The sequence below is a fragment of the Streptomyces sp. NPDC058985 genome (assembly GCF_042740985.1).
Taxonomy (GTDB): Bacteria; Actinomycetota; Actinomycetes; order Streptomycetales; family Streptomycetaceae; genus Streptomyces.
In genome coordinates, this window is sequence record NZ_JBHYJX010000012.1 from 21,740 (window position 1) to 39,554 (window position 17,815).

Annotated in this window: 16 protein-coding genes; 4 read left to right on the plus strand and 12 right to left on the minus strand. The window is 72.9% G+C overall.

Annotated elements, in window-relative coordinates:
• Positions 1–40 precede the first annotated feature (40 nt).
• Positions 41–661: a TetR/AcrR family transcriptional regulator gene (locus ACFW01_RS13595; RefSeq protein WP_234957898.1), complete on the minus strand. Its 621-nt coding sequence runs from the start codon at positions 659–661 to the stop codon at positions 41–43.
• Positions 662–779: 118 nt separating this feature from the next.
• Here ACFW01_RS13595 and ACFW01_RS13600 point away from each other — a divergent pair, with 118 nt between their 5' ends.
• The 3 genes from ACFW01_RS13600 to ppk2 all read left to right on the plus strand — a co-directional run bounded on the left by ACFW01_RS13600 (position 780) and on the right by ppk2 (position 3,344).
• Positions 780–1,853, plus strand: coding sequence for an aldo/keto reductase (locus ACFW01_RS13600; RefSeq protein WP_234957897.1), 1,074 nt, complete (start codon positions 780–782; stop codon positions 1,851–1,853).
• Positions 1,854–1,980: 127 nt separating this feature from the next.
• On the plus strand, positions 1,981–2,346 hold the full coding sequence (locus ACFW01_RS13605; protein WP_384503631.1) for a hypothetical protein: 366 nt from the start codon (positions 1,981–1,983) through the stop codon (positions 2,344–2,346).
• Positions 2,343–3,344, plus strand: a complete 1,002-nt coding sequence (gene ppk2, locus ACFW01_RS13610) for a polyphosphate kinase 2 (protein WP_384503633.1) — start codon at positions 2,343–2,345, stop codon at positions 3,342–3,344. Before ACFW01_RS13605 ends, ppk2 begins: the two co-directional genes overlap by 4 nt.
• Before the next feature lie 55 nt (positions 3,345–3,399).
• Here ppk2 and ACFW01_RS13615 read toward each other — a convergent pair whose 3' ends face one another.
• The 9 genes from ACFW01_RS13615 to ACFW01_RS13655 all read right to left on the minus strand — a co-directional run bounded on the left by ACFW01_RS13615 (position 3,400) and on the right by ACFW01_RS13655 (position 14,101).
• Positions 3,400–4,932, minus strand: coding sequence for a CHAD domain-containing protein (locus tag ACFW01_RS13615; RefSeq protein ID WP_384503635.1), 1,533 nt, complete (start codon positions 4,930–4,932; stop codon positions 3,400–3,402).
• Between the two features lie 112 nt (positions 4,933–5,044).
• Complete coding sequence (locus ACFW01_RS13620; RefSeq protein WP_384503753.1) at positions 5,045–6,169, minus strand: M23 family metallopeptidase; 1,125 nt, start codon at positions 6,167–6,169, stop codon at positions 5,045–5,047.
• 221 nt (positions 6,170–6,390) lie between these two features.
• Complete coding sequence (locus tag ACFW01_RS13625) at positions 6,391–7,644, minus strand: Gfo/Idh/MocA family protein (protein WP_384503637.1); 1,254 nt, start codon at positions 7,642–7,644, stop codon at positions 6,391–6,393.
• A gap of 80 nt (positions 7,645–7,724) precedes the next feature.
• Entirely contained in the window at positions 7,725–9,050 is a 1,326-nt protein-coding gene (locus tag ACFW01_RS13630; RefSeq protein WP_384503639.1) for an alpha-glucosidase/alpha-galactosidase, read from the minus strand.
• Positions 9,047–10,006: a carbohydrate kinase family protein gene (locus ACFW01_RS13635; RefSeq protein ID WP_384503641.1), complete on the minus strand. Its 960-nt coding sequence runs from the start codon at positions 10,004–10,006 to the stop codon at positions 9,047–9,049. The genes ACFW01_RS13630 and ACFW01_RS13635 overlap by 4 nt, the downstream gene beginning before the upstream one ends.
• Before the next feature lie 55 nt (positions 10,007–10,061).
• Positions 10,062–10,952, minus strand: a complete 891-nt coding sequence (locus tag ACFW01_RS13640; RefSeq protein WP_384503643.1) for a carbohydrate ABC transporter permease — start codon at positions 10,950–10,952, stop codon at positions 10,062–10,064.
• Positions 10,949–11,899 carry a carbohydrate ABC transporter permease gene (locus ACFW01_RS13645; RefSeq protein ID WP_384503645.1) on the minus strand — a complete coding sequence of 317 codons (951 nt, stop codon included), beginning with the start codon at positions 11,897–11,899 and terminating at the stop codon, positions 10,949–10,951. The genes ACFW01_RS13640 and ACFW01_RS13645 overlap by 4 nt, the downstream gene beginning before the upstream one ends.
• Before the next feature lie 14 nt (positions 11,900–11,913).
• A complete protein-coding gene (locus ACFW01_RS13650) occupies positions 11,914–13,242 on the minus strand; it encodes an extracellular solute-binding protein (protein WP_384503647.1) in 1,329 nt (442 codons plus the stop codon).
• A 31-nt stretch (positions 13,243–13,273) separates the two neighbouring features.
• Positions 13,274–14,101 (minus strand): endo alpha-1,4 polygalactosaminidase, encoded by an 828-nt coding sequence (locus ACFW01_RS13655; protein WP_384503649.1) that lies wholly within the window; start codon positions 14,099–14,101, stop codon positions 13,274–13,276.
• A gap of 372 nt (positions 14,102–14,473) precedes the next feature.
• Here ACFW01_RS13655 and ACFW01_RS13660 point away from each other — a divergent pair, with 372 nt between their 5' ends.
• Positions 14,474–14,695: a hypothetical protein gene (locus ACFW01_RS13660; RefSeq protein WP_161327279.1), complete on the plus strand. Its 222-nt coding sequence runs from the start codon at positions 14,474–14,476 to the stop codon at positions 14,693–14,695.
• A 16-nt stretch (positions 14,696–14,711) separates the two neighbouring features.
• Here the strand turns inward: ACFW01_RS13660 and ACFW01_RS13665 are convergent, their stop codons facing one another.
• A complete protein-coding gene (locus ACFW01_RS13665; protein ID WP_384503651.1) occupies positions 14,712–16,169 on the minus strand; it encodes a cellulose binding domain-containing protein in 1,458 nt (485 codons plus the stop codon).
• Complete coding sequence (locus ACFW01_RS13670; RefSeq protein WP_234957886.1) at positions 16,166–17,782, minus strand: beta-N-acetylhexosaminidase; 1,617 nt, start codon at positions 17,780–17,782, stop codon at positions 16,166–16,168. The genes ACFW01_RS13665 and ACFW01_RS13670 overlap by 4 nt, the downstream gene beginning before the upstream one ends.
• Positions 17,783–17,815: the final 33 nt, after the last annotated feature.

The window sequence follows — 17,815 nt, forward strand, 5'->3', positions numbered from 1 at the left end:
GGCAACTCTTCGGTCCGGGCGGCCCGGTTCGGGCCGACCGTCAGGCCGTCGGCCGGGTGAAGACCCCGGCCCGTGCCGCAGCCGCGGCGGCCTCCGCGGCGCGGTCGGCCGCCGCCTCGTCGAGCGGTTCGCCGGTGGTCAGCAGGCGGTAGTAGAGGGGGGCGGAGACGGCCCGGATCACCTCGCGGGTGTCGGTGGCCGCCGGCAGTTCGCCGCGTTCCACGGCCTGCCGGGCGCAGGGCTCCCACTCCGCGACGCGGACCTCGTAGAACCGGTGCAGGGCGGCCGCCGTCTGCGGGTCGCAGGTGGCGGCGGCCAGGACGGCCTTGAACAGGGCGCCTTGGCGGGGCTCGGCCAGCGTGCGCTGCACGAGCCGGGCGTTCGCCCGCAGGTCGCCGAGGAGCGAGCCGGACTCGGTGCGGGGCAGCGACTGCTCGGCCATGTCCGCGAGCAGATCCGCGACCAGGTGGGCCGGGGTTCCCCAGCGGCGGTAGACCGTCGTCCTGCCGACCTCCGCGCGGCGCGCCACGTCGGCCAGGTCGAGGCCGGCCAGTCCGTGCTCCGCCAGCGCGTCGCCGGCCGCCCGGAGTACGGCGGACCGCACCCGGGCGGTGCGGCCGCCGGGTCGAACGGTGCCGTGGCCTGTGCTCTCGGATGCCATAACGGGACTCCTGTTCCATTAATGGATGGCTGGTGCTAGCGTGTGTCTCACATTAACGGAACGGAAGTCCCGTTAAAAGTCGCCGTCGTGCGCGACGGCCGGACGAGGGGATGCGGTTGTGGAATACAGGAGACTGGGCGCGTCCGGGCTCATGGTCCCGGCACTGAGCTTCGGCGCGGGCACCTTCGGCGGGCGCGGCGAACTCTTCGGCGCCTGGGGCGACACGGACGCGGCAGAGGCGCGCCGGCTGGTCGACATCTGCCTGGAAGCGGGGGTGACCATGTTCGACACCGCCGACGTCTACTCCGCGGGCGCCTCGGAGGAAGTGCTCGGCGCCGCCGTCAAGGGACGCCGCGACCAGGTGCTGATCTCCACCAAGGCCGGTCTGCCGACGGGGGACGGCCCGGGGGACGCCGGGACCTCGCGGACGCGTCTGATCAAGGCCGTCGACCAGGCCCTGCGCCGGCTCGGCACGGATTACATCGACCTTTTCCAGCTGCACGCCTACGACGCGGGCACCCCGGTGCACGAGGTGCTGGCCACCCTCGACGACCTCGTACGCGCCGGGAAGCTCCGCTACACAGGCGTCTCGAACTTCAGCGGGTGGCAGCTGATGAAGTCGCTGGCCGACGCGGACACCCACGGGTACCAGCGCTACGCCGCGCACCAGGTCTACTACTCCCTCGTCGGACGGGACTACGAGTGGGAGCTGATGCCGCTGGCCGTCGACCAGGGGGTCGGAGCCGTCGTCTGGAGCCCTCTCGGGTGGGGACGGCTCACCGGCCGGATCCGCCGCGGTCGCCCCCTCCCCCCGGACAGCCGGCTGCACGCCACCGCCGACTACGGGCCGCCCGTCGCGGACGACCTCCTCTACCGCGTCACGGACTGCCTCGACGCCCTCGCGGAGGAGACCGGCCGGACCGTCCCGCAGATCGCCGTCAACTGGCTGCTGCGGCGCCCGACCGTCTCCTCGGTCCTCATCGGCGCCCGCAACGAGGACCAGCTCAGGCAGAACCTGGGCGCCGTGGGATGGTCCCTGACCGAGGACCAGGCGGCCCGGCTCGACGCCGCCAGCGCCAAGGCCGCCCCCTACCCGTACTTCCCCTACGAGCGCCAAGAGGGCTTCGCCCGGGTCAATCCGCACCCCTTGAGCCGCGCGGGCGGCCACGTGAGCGCCTCCGCCCTCGGCTGACCTGCGAGTTCCGGCGCGCGGCCCACGTCATTGTCAGTGTGGTGCCGCAGAATGCGGGTAACCGAGATCAACACCGGCCGGACCGGGTAGGCGGTCTCGAGTCACTGACCTGGAAGGGCCATTGCCGATGCCGCTTCACGCCGTCCGACCGCGGACCACCGCCTCCCGTGCCACCGCGCGCCACACCCCGCTCGGCCAGGGTGAGGCCGAGGTCCTGAGGATCGTCGCCGACGCACGCACCCCCGTCTTCGTCACCGTGCGCGAGGGCGGGCGGCGCAGGTACAGCTACTGGCGCCCGCTGGACTCCGCCACCGGCAGAGGCGGCTGCTACGTCGCGCTGCCCACCGCCGAGTGCGACGCGCTGCACGCCGCCGGGCGGATCACCCTCGGCGATCCCGTCGCCGACCCGGCGCGGACGACGTACCGGGTACGGGCCGCCCGCACACCGGCCGCACCCGTGCGCGCGCTGCCCCGGCGGGAGCGTGCCGCGTGAGCCGGGACGGGGCGGGGCGCGAGGACGGGACGCCGCGCGACGAAGAGCCCACCGAGGCGGACCTCCTCGACGGCCTGCGGATCGACGAGCGCAGACCGGAGAAGCCGGTCCTCCTCAACGCCGACCGGACCCCCATCGACACCTGGCGGGAGAACCACCCCTACGACCGCAAGGTGCGCCGGACCGACTACGAGCGGGAGAAGCGGGTCCTGCAGATCGAGCTGCTCAAGATGCAGCGCTGGGTCAAGGAGTCCGGACAGCGGATCGTGGTGCTGTGCGAAGGCCGCGACGCGGCGGGCAAGGGCGGCACCATCCAGCGCTTCACCGAACGTCTGAACCCTCGCGGCGCACGCGTGGTCGCACTGGACAAACCGACCGAGAAGGAGGCCGGCCAGTGGTACTTCCAGCGCTACGTCGCCCACCTTCCCTCCGCCGGCGAGATCGTCTTCTTCGACCGCTCCTGGTACAACCGGGCGGGTGTCGAACGCGTGATGGGCTTCTGTACCGAGCCCGAGTACCGCGCGTTCCTCGAACAGACGCCGCTGTTCGAACGCATGCTCACCGATGACGGCATCCTGCTGGTGAAGTTCTGGTTCTCCGTCTCCCGGGCCGAGCAGCGGACCCGTTTCGCGATCCGCCGGGTCGACCCGGTACGCCGCTGGAAGCTGTCGCCGACGGACCTCGCCTCGCTGGACCGCTGGGACGACTACACCGCGGCGAAGGTCGACATGTTCCGGGCCACCGACACCGAGCACGCGCCCTGGACGGTGGTCAAGAACAACGACAAGCGCCGCGGCCGGCTGGCGGCGATGCGCAGCCTGCTGGACCGCTGCGACTACCCCGCCAAGGACCACCGGGCCGTGGGCCGGCCCGACCCGCTGATCGTGGGCCCCGCCGACACCCTGCTGGAGGCCGACGAGGAACCGGCCGACCTCTCGCCGACACCCCTGGCCGAGCACGGCGACGGCCCCGGGCTCCACCCGGAATCGACCAACTGAGACGGGCCGGACGGCGGCCCCTCGGAAGCACTGCCTCCGAGGGGCCGCCGGAGGCTCAGTGCTCCAGCGGAGCGCGCAGCGCCGGGTCCGAGGCCGCGCGCCACACCTCGGGCAGCTCGCGCCGGCTCGCCTCCGCGCGAGCCCGCTCCCTGCCGTGCAGCAGCCCCCAGGTGAACGCGGACTCGCCCGCCCCGTGGGCCGCCACCCCCAGCGACCGCAGGGCGTCCTGGGCGACGACCGCGTCCTGGTGCTCGCCGAGCACCTTCTGCACCCTCTTGGACCGCTTGCCGAGCCGCGCGACGGGCTTGCCGAGCGCGGGACGCGCGACCTCGGCCGCGTAGCGGACCTTCTTGGCCGCCTTGCGCGCCTCGTGCAGCGCCGTCTCCCGCTCCGGGCCGGGCGACAGCCCGTAGGCGTGCTCCATGCGCCCGGCGAGGCGGCCGTACTCCTTGAGCACCGCCCCGGCCATCGTCCGGGCCGGCTTCCCCGACGCCTTGGTCCGCAGTGGCGGCTCCCGCAGCAGCCCCTCCAGCGCGTCGAGGAGCAGCAGGTAGCGGGGCGAATCCAGGGCCTCCCGCGTCCGCGTCAGCGCGTCGCCGCCGCGGGACACGTCCCACACCCGCAGCCGGGCGGCGACGGGGCCGAGCACCAGGTCGTCGGGCAGCTCGTCCAGCGCGGTGCCGATGCGTTCGCGCAGTACCTCCTGGTCCCGCGCCACACCCAGCTCGCCCGCCAGCCACTTGAGTTCCGCGCGCACCGGATCGGTGGTCCGGCGGTCGAGCACCGACCGGTACGAGCGCAGGCAACCGCGCAGGCGGCGGCAGGTGACGCGCATCTGGTGCACGGCGTCGGGCAGGTCGCGGCGGACCGCGGGATCCAGCGCCACCAGGGCGTCGACCTGCTCGCGCAGATACCCCAGCACGTACGAGCCGGGCGACGCCGCGACCACCTCGGCGGGCCCCGGCGCCTCCCGCCCGGTTCCCGATCCGGTGTCCCGCAGCGCGCGGGCGAGCTTCGAGGGGCTGTCGGACCGGACGACGCCCTTCTTGCGGAGCTTCTTCTCCACGCGGTCCAGCAGATCGGCGTCGGCCCCGTCCGCGAGTTCGACCTCCAGTTCGCTCCACTCGGCACGGCCGCCGCCCGGCAGCAGCGAGTCGGCGCGCACGTCGTCGAGGCTCAGCTCGGCGAGCACCCTGCCCTCCGCGTCGCGCAGCTGTCGCACGGCCCGCTTGGAGCGGATCCGGACGACCGGGCGCAGGTGAGCGCCCCGGGTGCGGGACAGGGCCAGCTCGCGCAGCGCCGGGGGCACCTCGTCGGACAGCGGGGCCCGCACCTCCTCCCGGGTGTCCCCGGTGAGCGGCAGCTTCAGGTGCCAGCCGGCGTCCGCACCGCCCGTCCGCCGGCGCAGCGTGGCCGAGGTCGCGACGAGACGCAGATCCTCGGTGTCGTGGTAGACCGCGTCCAGCTTCTCGGACGCGGCCTCGGTGACCGAGGCGACCGGACCGACACCAGTGAGGTCGGGCAGCCCGCCGGCGCCGCGGGTCGCGGGCTCGTACTTTCGTTCTGTCTCGTGCTTCGACTGGGTCATGTTGTGTCCCTGGACGGTATCCGGCGGATCAAACGCGCGCGGCGGCAGTGACACCGCGCCGGGAGGAGCGCAGGCCTGCCCCCCTTGTAAGGAGTTCCCTGTCCGGCGGCCGCTAGCCGCCGCTGACGAGCCAGGGCTGCGGGTCCGTGTAGTAGCCGTCGAGGACGACCTCGAAGTGCAGGTGCGGGCCGGTGGACAGGCCGGTGGAGCCGACCCGGCCGATCGGTGTCCCGGCCTCCACCGACTGCCCGACGGCGGTCTCCAGGGCGGACAGGTGGCTGTACGTCGTCTCCAGCCGCTTGCCCTGGATGGTCCCGTGGTCGACCACGACACGGTTGCCGTACGCGCTGGTCGGCGCCGCGAACACCACGCGTCCCCCACGCGCGGCGACGACCTGCGCACCCTGGGGCGCCGCGAAGTCCACGCCGGTGTGCAGCTTGGTCACACCGGTCAGCGGATGCTCGCGGGATCCGTAGGGCGACGTGATGGTGAGCGGGCTGACGGGGGCGGTCAGCAGGGCGCCGGCCGCACCGCCCGCACCGGCGGGATCCTCCCGGTCGAGCGCCTCGTAGCGGGGGAGCAGCTTGTGGACCTCGGCGAGATAGGTCTCCGCCTCCGCCGGGACGCGTCCCGCCTTCGTCACGGCGTCCGTTCCGGTCGCGTACGCGGCCAGCGTCAGGTCCACGAGGTCGCCGTTGACCCGGCCCTCGGTGCGCAGCTCGGTCACCTTCTCGGCCAGGGAGCAGTCCCGCCGGCCCAGCGCCATGATGGCGTCCGCCGGTTCGCGCGGCGAGGCCTTGCCGTTGCCGTCGTCGTCCTTGCCCCAGGTCCGCCACTCGGAGTCGGTGAAGGCGGCGATGCCCTTCTGCCCCGACAGCTCGTCCGTGTCGTCGCTCCAGCCGGAGAGCTGGTCGATCTGGGCGGCGAGCACGGACGGGTCGAGGACGGTGCAGGCCGAGGCCGCCTTGCGCAGCCACGGGATGTAGGAGGGGTCGACGTCGACTCCCGATGACCGTTTCGAGTCCGAGTCGTCGGGCCAGGGGTTCGGCAGTCCGCCCGTCAGCGCGAGGAAGGAGGCCACACCGATGACGGTCACCAGAGCCGGCAACAGCAGCAGGGTGAGGAGTCCGGGACCCCGGCGCCTCCGCTTCCGCTCCGGGGGCTGTTCCGCCTGCTCCGGCGGTGCCTCGTCCGTGTGGCCGGTCGCCTCCGCCACGGTCAGCCGCTCGTCGTTCACCTGGCCGCTCGCCGGGACGTGATGCTCACCCAAGGACGGTAACGCGGTGGTGCCGGTGAGTCAGGAGACGCCGAGGCAGAAGGAGCTGCCCGAACGGGCAGAGCCGGCCGAGTGCGGCGACCGCTAGGCCGCCGGGTCTGGCCGGGACCGGATTACTTCGATAGCTTGCTGGTGCGGCCCCGTGTCATCCCCCGTACGCGGGGCCGCACCAAGCGTCCGCGTCACGAGCCGATCGTGACCACCTCACCGGTACGGCGGGCCCGTTCGGCGGCCCAGACGACCCGGTGGGTCGCCAGACTCGCGGCCGCGTCCGACGCCAGGGCGCTCGCGTCACCGGTGGCGACCGCGTCGAGGAACGCGTCGACCAGCGCCTCGTCCCCGCCGCCGTGCCCGTCGGCCGCCGAAGCCCCGGCCGTGACCTCGGGATCGACCACCGACTCGGCGCCCGTGCGGAAGTCGACCAGCCGGATGCTCGTCCCGTCCCCTTCGGCGAAGCCGTGCGTGCCGTGCAGCCGGGTGCGCCGGTGCCCCATCGGCGTGAAGGCGCTCATGGTGAACGAGCAGGTGGCGCCGTCGGCGAACTCCATGGCGACGACCTGGTGGTCCACGACGTCGTTGTCGCAGGCGTACACACAACGCCCGTAGGGGCCGGTGCGCAGCGCCCGCTCCACGCCCTCCTCGGTGAAGGTGTCCGTCACCGCCGACAGCGGCCAGAACTCGCTGTCCGCGTCGCCCAGACAGCCGAGGTAGAGCCGCTTGGCCGAGTACGGGCAGTCCGCCTCGACCGAACAGTCCAGGCACCGTGCGGCCGCCCCGGCGGGCGCGGCGTCGGCGCGGAAGTGGGTGAGCGAGCCGAAGGAGGAGACCCGCCGCGGGGCGCTGCCGACGAGGTGGACCAGCCAGTCCACGTCGTGGCACGCCTTGGTGAGCAGCATCGGTGCCGAGGTGTCGCTTCGGCGCCAGTTGCCGCGCACGAACGAGTGCGCCTGGTGCCACCAGCCGACCGGCTCCAGGTGCTCCACACTCGTCAGCCTGCCGATCCGGCCGCTGTCCAGCAGGGACTTGAGGGCCCGTGTGTAGGGCGTGTACCGCAGGACGTGACAGACCGCGAGCATGATCCCGGCCCGTTCCGCGGCCTCGGCCATGGCCTTCGCGTCCCGCTCCTCGGTCGCCATCGGCTTCTCCAGCAGCAGGTGGTAGCCGAGCCCCGCCAGCCGCACCGCGGGCGCCGTGTGCAGGCGGTCCTGGGTGGCGACCACCGCAGCGTCCGCCAGCCGTTCCCGCCCCGCCAGCTCCTCCCAGCCGGTGTACAGGCGGTGCGCCGGCACGCCGAACTCCCGTCCGGCCGCGGCCCGGCGCACGGGGTCCGGTTCGGCCACCGCCACCACCTCGCCCGCGCCGGTGTCCTGGGCGTGGCGTGCGTACGTCAGCCCGCGCAGACCGGCACCGACCAGCGCCAGCGTCACTCGGGGCATCGTCCCGCCTCCCTCGTCGTGTTCGTCGTGTTCGCAGAGTCGGTCGATTCGGTCGATTCGGTCGGGTCGGTCGCGCCGGCTCAGCGGCCGAGCACCGCCCGCAGCCCCGGCTGGAGCCGGTCACCGTGGGCGCGGACCATGGCGTCGCACAGCTCCCAGATCTGCTCGACCCGCAGCGTCGCCGCCGTCGCCGGGTCGGTCATCGCGGCGTGCCTGATGTGCCGCGGGTCGTCCTCCGTCGCGGCCCGCACCACCAGGTCGGTGGTGCTCAGGTAGGTGCGGTTGAGGGCCGCCAATTGCGGGGGCAGCGCGCCGATCCGGGTGGGCTGGATGCCCGAGGAGTCGACCAGGCACGGTACTTCGACGGCGCCGCGGGCGGGGAGGTTGTCGATCAGGCCGTGGTTGGGCACGTTGCCGTAGATCGTGCGGGGCGTGCCGGTCACGATGCTGTGGATGATCTGCGGGGCGTACTCCATGGTGCCCTCGACGGTGAGCGGCGCGCCGCAGGCCAGCGCAGACCGGGTCCGCTCGTACTCGGCGACGTTCTCGTCCACGATGTCCAGGTAGGCGCCGACGGGCAGCCGCAGCCGGTCGATCTCGCTGTCGTGGTGCAGGTACCAGGGGACGTACTCGGAGGAGTGCTCGCTGGTCTCGGTCGGGTACGCGCCCAGGCGCCGGTACATGTCGACGCGGACCCGCCGGCGCAGCTGCTCGTCCTCGGCGATCAGGGCGTCGAGCCGCGGGTACAGGTCGCTGCCGCCGTGCTCCAGACGGAGCACCCACGCCTGGTGGTTGACGCCCGCGGCCCGGTAGGTGACCTCCTCGTAGGGGACCTTGAGCAGGTCGCACAGGCTCTGGATGGTCCAGTGGACGGAGTGGCACAGTCCCACCACCCGGGTCAGGCCGGTCGCCTCGGCGAGGTACTGGACGTTCATCGCCATCGGGTTGGTGTAGTTGAGCAGCCAGGCGTCCGGGCACAGCTCGGCGATGTCCCGACCCAACTCCCTGAGCAGCGGGAAGGTGCGCAGGGCGCGGAAGATGCCGCCCACGCCGAGGGTGTCGCCGATGGTCTGGCGCAACCCGTACCGGGCCGGCACCTCGAAGTCGGTGCGGGTCGCCTCCCGCATGCCGACCTGCACGATGTTGATGACGAAGTCGGCGCCGGCGAGGGCCTCGCGGCGGTCGGCGTGCGCGGTGACACGGGGGCGGGCGCCGCGTTCGGCGGCGATGTACTCGGCGGCGGCCCGCGCGGTGGACAGGCGCTCCGCGTCGATGTCGTGCAGCGCGATGTGCGCGGACTTCAGCTCGTCGAACGCGAAGAGGTCGGCGAGCAGGCCCTGGGTGAAGACGACGCTGCCGGCTCCGATGAAGGTGATCTTGGGGGCGGTCGGCTGGGCGGTGCTCATGCGGGGTTCTTTCCGTTGCGGGTGACCTGGGCGAACGCTTCGTCCCAGGTGGGCTGGGCGGTCGTGCCGCCGTGGGCGCGGGTGGACAGCGCGCCGCAGACGGCGGCGAGTTCGAGGGCGTCGGGCAGGGTGAGCCCGGCGAGGAGGGCGGCGACGAAGCCGGCGTCGAAGCTGTCGCCGGCGCCCACCGTGTCGACGGGCCGCGCCGGGATGCCCGGCGTGGAGAGCAGGGTGCTGCCGTCGTGGCACAGGGCGCCCTCGGCCCCGTTCTTGACGACGACCGTCGGTCCTCGCTCCGCGAGGGCGGCGGCGGACTCGCCGAGGTCCGTCGTGTCGAGTCCGGCGAGCCGCCGCGCCTCGGCCGCGTTGGGCAGCAGGTAGTCGGTGTGGGCGAGCACGGCGTCGAGACCGGGCGGGTCCCAGCGCCCCGAGGGGTCGTCGTTGGTGTCGAGGGAGGTCGTCGCGCCGTTCGAGCGCGCGGCGCGCAGCAGGCCGGGCAGCCCGGCGGCGAGGCCGGGCAGCAGGAAGTACGACGCTGCGTGCACGTGACGGGCCGCGGCCAGCAGGTCGGCCGGGACGTCGGAGGCCGTCGTGGACCGCAGGGTTCCCGGCGCCGTGACGATGGCGCGGTCCCCCTCGGCCAGGGTCAGAACGACGGTGAGCGGCGTGGGCAGGCGCGAGTCGGTGCGCAGGGCGGTGGTGTCGACGCCGTGCGAACGGAGGCTGTCGCGCATGTACCGGCCCGCGTCGTCGTCGCCGACGCGTCCGGCGAACGCCACCCGCAGACCGAGGCGGGCGGCGCCGCACGCCATGATCGCGGCGGAGCCGCCGAGGGTGAGGGCGCCAACGGCGACGAGTTGTTCGCGCTGCCCGAAGGCGAGCGGGGCGTCGAGCGGCCCGAGGACGACGTCGGGATTGGCGTCGCCGACGACGAGCAGGTCGAGGGTGTGCGACATGGGTCTTCCCTGGGGTGGCTGAGGCGGGAGAGGTGCGGCGGGGGAGGGCGGGACGTCAGCCCTTGAGACCACTGGAGGTGATCGACTGGATGAAGGTCTTCTGCGCGCCGAGGAAGGCGAGCAGCACGGGCAGCACGGTGATGACGTTGCCGGCCATCACCGCGGCCCACTGGGTGTGGTGCTGTCCCTGGAAGGTGGTCAGGCCCAGTTGCAGCGTGTACTGCGTGTCGTGGTTGATCGCGATCAGCGGCCAGGTCAGGTCGTTCCACGTGGTGAGGAAGGTGAGCACGGCCACCGTGCTCAGCGCGGGCCGCGACAGCGGCAGCACGATGCGGAACAGCACCCGCAGCCGGGAGCAGCCGTCGATCCAGGCGGCCTCCTCCAGCTCCCTGGGCAGCGAGAGGAAGAACTGCCGCAGCAGGAAGACCGCGAACGGGGTGACCAGTGACGGCACGATCAGCGCGCCCAGGGTGTCGATGAGCCCGAACTTCTTCATCACCAGGAACGTCGGGATCATCGTCAGCTGGAACGGCACCGCCATGGTGGCGAGCATCAGCCCCAGCAGCACCCGGGACCCCGCGAACCGCATCCGGGCGAAGGCGTACCCGGCGAGCGAGCCGAAGACGAGGTTCGCGGTGACGGTGACCGCCGAGACGATCAGCGAGTTGGCGAACCAGCGGGGGAACATCGCGTTGCCCAGCACGTAGCGGTAGCCGCCGAGATCGATGCCGGACGGCCACAGGGCCGGCGGGAAGCGGTTGATCTCCGCGTTGCTCATCACCGAACTCAGCAGCAGCCAGACCAGCGGCACGGCGAAGGTGAGGGCGAGCGGCGCGAGCAGCAGGTGCCACGGACTGAACGGGAGCCGCCGCCGGTGCCGTTCGATGCCGGCGGGCTTCGACGCAACGGTGTGGAGGGTGTCGGGCCGGGTGGAGGTCGCCGTCATGATCGGGCCCCTTCGAGACGGTGGCGTCCCCGACGCCGGACGATGCGGACGGACCCGGCGACCAGGGCGAGGGCGACGGCCAGGACGTACGCGGCCGAGGCCCCGTATCCGGCGGTGGCGTTCTTGAACGCCTGCTCCCAGATGAAGTAGACGATCACCGTGGTCGAGCCGAGCGGGCCGCCCTTGGTGGTGACGTACACGAGGTCGAAGACCTGGAGGGACTGGATGGCCTGCCACACCACCAGGAAGACGGTGACCGGCGTGAGGGTCGGCAGCGTGACGTGGCGCAGCAGATGCCGGCGGCCGGCGCCGTCGAGGCGGGCCGCCTCGACGAGGGACTGCGGCACGTCCTGGAGGGCGGCGAGGTAGACGACGACGCAGAACCCGGTGCCGCTCCACAGGGTGATCGCCACCAGCACCAGCAGCGCCTGGGACGGATCGGAGAGGAAGCCCTGCGACGAGATGCCGAGGCGGTGCAGCACCGAGTTGGCGGCGCCGAACTCCGGGTCCAGGATGAAGGAGAACAGCACGCCCTGCGCCGTCGCCGACAGGACGAACGGCACGAAGATCAGGGTGCGGTAGAGGCCGACCAGGCGGAAGCGCCGGTTCAGCACCAGGGCGAGGGCCAGTCCGAAGAACATGCTCAGCGGCACGTACAGGACCGTGTAGAGCAGGGTGTTGCGGACCGCCTGACTGAAGTCGGGGTCCTGGGCGAGGGCGCGGTAGTTGTCGAGGCCGACCCAGCGGCTCGGCGTCACCAGGTCACTGGCCTGGAAGGACAGTAGCAGCGACCAGACCACGGGCACGATGCTCAGGCCCAGGACGATGAGGACCGCCGGTGAGACGAAGGCCCAGGCGGTGCCCGTCTCGCGCCGGCGCTTGCGGCGCAGGGCACGTGGCTCGGGCGGCGATCCCGCGAGGGTGATGGGTCGGGGGAGGCGCGGCATGGCGGTGTGGCTCCTCAACGCGGTATGAGCAGGGCGGCGTTGGCGTCGTCGGCGCAGGCACGCAACGCCTTCTCGGGAGTGCCGCGCCCCAGGAGCACGGCGACGATCGCCTGCCCCAGCGCCTGCGAGACCTCCGGGTACGCCGGGTGGACGGGGCGCACGCGCGCCGTCTCCAGGGCCTTGGTGAACACGGCCAGGCCCTCGGTGCGGGCGACCTTGTCCTGCCAGGCCGGCAGGGACTCGGTGCGGCGGCTGAGCGGGAGGCTGCCGGCCTCGATGTCCCAGCGCACGTCCTGCTCGGGCCGCGAGAGCCAGTCCAGGAAGGTGCGGGCGGCGCGGGACCGCGCCTCGCCGTTGTCGAACACGGTCCAGGTGTCGGGTCCCGAGATGGTCACCGGGCGCCCGCTGAAGGTCGGCAGGGGAGCGACGTGGTAGTCGATCTCCGCGTGCTCGACGTCGGGCAGCTGCCAGGGACCGGTGACCACCATGCCCATGCGGCCGGACAGGAACACCTGGTACATCTGCTCGCTGCCGGGCTTGGGGTCGATGTAGACGCTCTTGTCACGGACCAGGCCGGCCACCACCTCCAGCGCGCGGGTGCCGGAGTCGGAGAAGCCGATGCCCTTGCCGCTGTCGTCGACGACGTCGCCGCCGAGGTCCCAGATCATCGGCCACAGGCGCCACACGGTGTCCTCGTCGCCCGTGCCGGGCCAGCCGGTGCCGAACCGGCCGCGGCCGCTGTCGGTCAGGCGACGCGCGCAGGTGACGAAGTCCTGCCAGCTCCAGCCGGCCTCCGGCAGCGGCAGGCCCGCCTCGCGGAACAGCTTCTTGTTGCAGACCACGGCGAGTGAGTCGAGCAGTGCCGGAGCGGCCCTGACCCGCCCGTTGATCGTCACGGCCTCCCGGGCCGCCGCCCAGTGGCTCTTCCACGGCACGGGACCGGACTCGACCTCCTCGGTCAGATCGACGACCTGCGGGCTGCGGGCCACCCGCGCCAGGTCCGAGCCGAAGATGTAGGCGATGTCCGGGTAGGACCCGGCGGCGAGGGCGGCGGTCACCTTCTGGAGCATCACGTCCGACAGCACCCCGCCGCCCATCGACACCTTGGGGCGCGGGTGACCGCGCTCGAAGTCGGCCACCAGGCCCTGCAGGACCTTCTTCGCGGTGTCGGCCTGGCCGTGCCACATCTCGATGGTGACCGTGCCGTCGGGGCCGACGCCGTCATCCCTGCCGGCTCCGCAGCCGGTCAGCGTGGTGCCCGCGACCGCCGTGAGCGCCGCGCCTGAGGCCGACCGCAGCACCCTCCTGCGGGAGGGTCCCGCGGCACGTCGGACCGCATCCATCTGTACCTCCAAGGACTGGCCGTGGGTAAAGTCAGCAGGTCTCACGGACGTAGGAGCTGCTGCCCTTCGGCGAGACGTCCAGGTCGCGCCGGACGATGCTGAGCGTGTCCGCGAACCCGGAGCAGGCCTTCGACAGGCCCTCGGCGGTGTACTCGATGACGATCACGTGGTCGCCGAACTCGGCCGTGTAGTCGCCGCACTCGTCCCACTCGCCGCACTCCTCGGCCACCGCGAAGTCCAGACCGTTCGCCACGCGGTTCCCGGCGAGTTCGACGGTGTTCTTCTGACCGATGGCCAGCCCGTCGGCGTGCGCGCGCTCCGCGAGCAGCTTGATGAACGCCTGGGCGTCGGCGGCGTCGAGGAGCTTGTGCGAGCGGGTGTAGCTGTCGTAGTTGTCCGGCTCGACCGCCTGGAAACCCTTGTCCCCGCAGCTGTCGATCCAGGTGCCGATCTTCTCGGCGACGCGCTCGCGCTTGTCGGCGGTGCGCAGGTCGAGCAGGGCCTCCTTCCACTCGGTGTCGTAGACGATGTCGCCGCCCGCGTCGCGCAGCAGCAGGTCGTCGTCCCACTCGTCCTCGGCACCGCGCTGCGCCTGGAAGGCGTTGACGTAGCAGATGTTGTAGAGGCCCGCCGCGGGGGAGGCCGTGTGGTCGCGGCTGACCACCCGTACGCCGGCCGGCGGGGTGTAGGCGCCGCCGATCTGGTAGTCGAAGTCCGCGTGCGCGGGGGGCGGGGCCGGTACCGCGGCCTCGGCCGGGGTGCTGCCCGGGACGAGTGCGGCGGCGGTGGCGAGGACGGCGGCGGCGCAGACGCCCGCCAGAACCGGCTTCTTCGAGGTGTGCACCTGCGTGCGGCTCATGGTTCGAGCTCCGGAGGGTGGTGGGCACGGCCCCGCCTCGGACGCGCATGGCAGTCCTGGCGACTCAGTCCGGGCTCCTGGCGTCGAGCCAGCTACCGGCTGGGCGTACCTCTGCCGCCGATCGCATGACATCGGCGTTGACCGGGAGTAAATCGACCGGATCCAGCCCCTGTCAAGGGTTCGAAATGAGAGAGTCGGTGCACGAAGGTGATCGAAGAACCTTCATTCAGCGCAGAATAAATCATGATGCGTCGGTCGGCGGAACACCGGGAACGATGGGAGGGAGCCAGGCCGGAGCCGTGATCACCGGGTGGCCGCGGGGCTGGTAGCGTCGCGTGGTCGCGGCGGGCGGCGCGAGAGAGGTGTCGGTGCGTGGGAGAGCGGCAGGACCGTGAGTGGGTGGCGATGACACCGGGCGACTTCGACCGGGACGCCCCGCTGGTCCTCAACGTGGGCACCGGTCCCGCCACCGTGCCGGCCGAGCCGGACGAGTACGGCACCGCCCCCCTGTTCGGGGAGGAGGCGCCCGCCCCGGGCACCCGTCCCCGCAACCGGCGGGGACGGCCGGCACCCGCCCAGGAGCGGCTGTTCTGACCGTCCCCGCCAGGGGTCAGGAGGCGGGAACCTCGTCCACGAAGTCCGTACCGGCGTCCCGGTACCCGGCGACCTTCGCGGCCACCTGGGCCGGGGTGAGCACCTGGTCCTTGACGTGCAGGACGTAGTCGACCTGCTGGTCGTAGGCGCGCGGGGCCGTCGACGTCTGGCCGTTCAGGTCGATCAGCCACTGGTTGAAGTTGATCGACATCGGCCGCTCGGGCAGGTACTGCGCGTCATGGGTGCCGAAGTGCTGCCCGTCCACGTAGTACCTGATGGCGCTGTCGTCGATCGTGACGACCAAGTCGTGCCAGCCCGCGTAGCTCCGGCGCTGCTCCGAGTGCTGGTTGACGGCCTGCCAGGGGTCGGGGTTGTAGGTCTCCCAGGACGTCGTGTACAGGATGTTCGCCGGCTCGCCCCACCCGCCGTTGGGCAGGTACTCGAAGTCGTACTCGGCGTAGTCGTCGGCCATCGGCGCCTTGAGGTCGTTGATGGTGAAGAACGTCTGCACCAGGTGGTCGCCGTCGGGCCCCGACCTCGGCGCGTCGGAGAACTTCACGCGCGCGGCGTAGGTGCCGTTCCGGAACTTCGTGGCCCTGGTGAGGACCTCGGTGTGGGTGGTGGACGCGCCGGTCCCCGCCGTGGAGGTCTCCAGGTTCATCACCGAGTTGCCCCCGGACGAGACGAAGGTGACCTTCGACGGGTCCCAGGTGGCGCCGGGGACGCCGGGGCCGCCGGAGTTGGCGCGCACGCTCCAGCCGTGCGCGGAGATCGCGGGGTCGGTGTGCGAGCCGTAGTCGAAGTCGTCGAACAGCGCCTGCCCGTCGCCGGGCGGGTCCGTGGGATCGGTGGGGTCGGTCGGGTCGTTGCCCTCGGGGGCCGTGCCCCACACGGTGGCACCGGCGAGCTGAGCGGTGACCTTGTCCCAGCTCGCGTACGACGTCTGGGCGCCGTTGAAGGAGTAGTCGTCGCTCTGCCGGACCGTCTGCCAGTTGGTCCGGTGGAACCGCAGCTGGAGGTCGCCGGTGTCCGCGCCGGGCGCCAGTGTGCCGGCCGCCTGGGTGAAGCCGACCTCCAGGTAGCGGTCGGCGGTCGCCGTCGGGTTGCTCAGCGTGCCGAACGTGCCGGTGACGACCGAGCAGCCGCGCACCGCCCAGGAGCAGGCGAAGCGGTAGGAGTCGCCCGGCGAGTCGGCCTTGAAGTAGTAGCGGACCTTCACCTGGCTGAGCTGGACGGGGGAGGAGCCGGTGTTGCGGACCTTCAGCCAGGGTTCCGTCTGGTCCGCGGTGGCCCCGCCCGCGCTGGTGCGGTACTGGACGCTGAGGCCGTCCGCCGCGGGGGCGGCCTGGGCGGGGAGGGCGGTCAGGGCACCGCCCCCGAGGAGCGCCGCCAGGGCGAGCGCGAGCCGGACGCGCCCGGGGCCGGTGCGGCTGGTGTTTCGGCCGGGGAGTCGGCCGGTGGGTCGGTCGTTCATCGGTAGTCCTTTCGGCAGGGCTTCCGCGGGTGCGGGAGCGTGGGGGGTGTGAAGCTCGGGGCGTGGAGCGCCGGCACGGGGACCGGCGGGTCGGCGTGCGGCACGTCCAGGGCGTCCAGGCGGGCCCGGTGCCCGGCCAGCCGGGACGTGAAGTCCCGCCAGCCGGACGTGCCGTCCCAGACCCGCTCGGCGAGCGCGCACAGCCGCGGGTAGGTGAGGTACTCGACGTGGGCCCCGGTGGGCACGAACTCGGTCCACAACTGGCCCTGGGCGCCCAGCACCCGGGACGCGTCCTCGGGCGCCGGCGGGGTGAGGTCGACGTCGTACACCGCGCGCAGGTCGACGATCCCGCCGGGCTGGCCGGGCGGTTCCCCGGGGCCGGGGCCGCGCGGGTAGTCGAAGTACGTCGCCCGGTGGTCGGCGTGCACGACCTCGTGCCCGCGCCGTGCCGCCGCGTGCGCGTGGCCGGGTTCGCGCCAGCTCATCACCGTGCAGTCCAGGGGGAGGGTGACGCCGTTCTCGGCCCACACGACCGGCCGGCGGCCCGCGCCCACCAGGTGCTCGGACATGCGGGCGATGAACCAGGGGTGCAGGGCGCGCGGTCCCGGCAGCCCTTCCCGGGCGGCCCGGGCGCGCGCCGCCGCACTGCGCTCCCACTCGACGGTGGGGCACTCGTCGCCCCCGATGTGGACGTACGGCGCGGGGAAGACGTCCATGACCTCGTCCAGGACGGTCCGGAAGAAGTCCAGGACGTGGTCGTCGGTGCCCAGGACGTTCTCGCACACCCCCCAGTGGGTCCACACGCCCAGGCGCCGTCCGGGATCGGTGCCCAGCTCGGGGTGGGCGGCCAGCGCGGCGCGGACATGTCCGGGCAGCCCGATCTCCGGGAGCACGCTCACGCCGCGCCCGGCCGCGTACGCCACCAGGTCCCGCAGCTCCGCCCGGGTGTAGGAACCGCCGTGCGGGACGCCGTCGAAGCGGTCACTGCCCGCGGGCCCCGCCATCGACTCCGCCCGCGCTCCGCCGACCTCGGTCAGCCGCGGATACGCGGCCACCGGCATCCGCCAGCCCTGGTCGTCGGTGAGGTGGAGATGGAACACGTTCAGCTTGTGCAGCGCCATCAGGTCCACGTAGCGCCGCAGGTAGGACACCGGCTGGAAGTGCCGGGCGACGTCGAGCATGGAGCCGCGCCAGGCGTACCGGGGCACGTCGGTGATCTCCACCGCGGGCAGCTCCCACGGCACCCCGCGCACCGGCCGCCCGGACAGGGCCTCGTACGGCAGGAGTTGCCGCACCGTCTGCACGCCGTGCAGGAGTCCGGCCGGGCGGGCGGCGCGCAGGAGGACGCCCTGCGGGCTGACGGTCAGGCCGTAGCCCTCGTCGCCGAGGCCGGTCAGGGCGGGGTCGAGGGCGAGGACGAAGGCGCCGTCGGCGGCCGTCGGCAGGGGCAGCGCCGTGGCGGGGGCGAGGAGGGTGCGCAGCAGGGCGGCGGCCGGTCCGGCGCCCGGGGTGACCCGCAGCCGGGTCGTGTCGTCGAGGCGGAAGCGGCCGGCACGGGTGGAGAGGCGCCGGGGGCGGGGTACGAGGGCCAGTTCGGGGCGTGGCAGGTCCACGGGACGGCTCCGGTGGTCGGCGGTGCGCGGCGG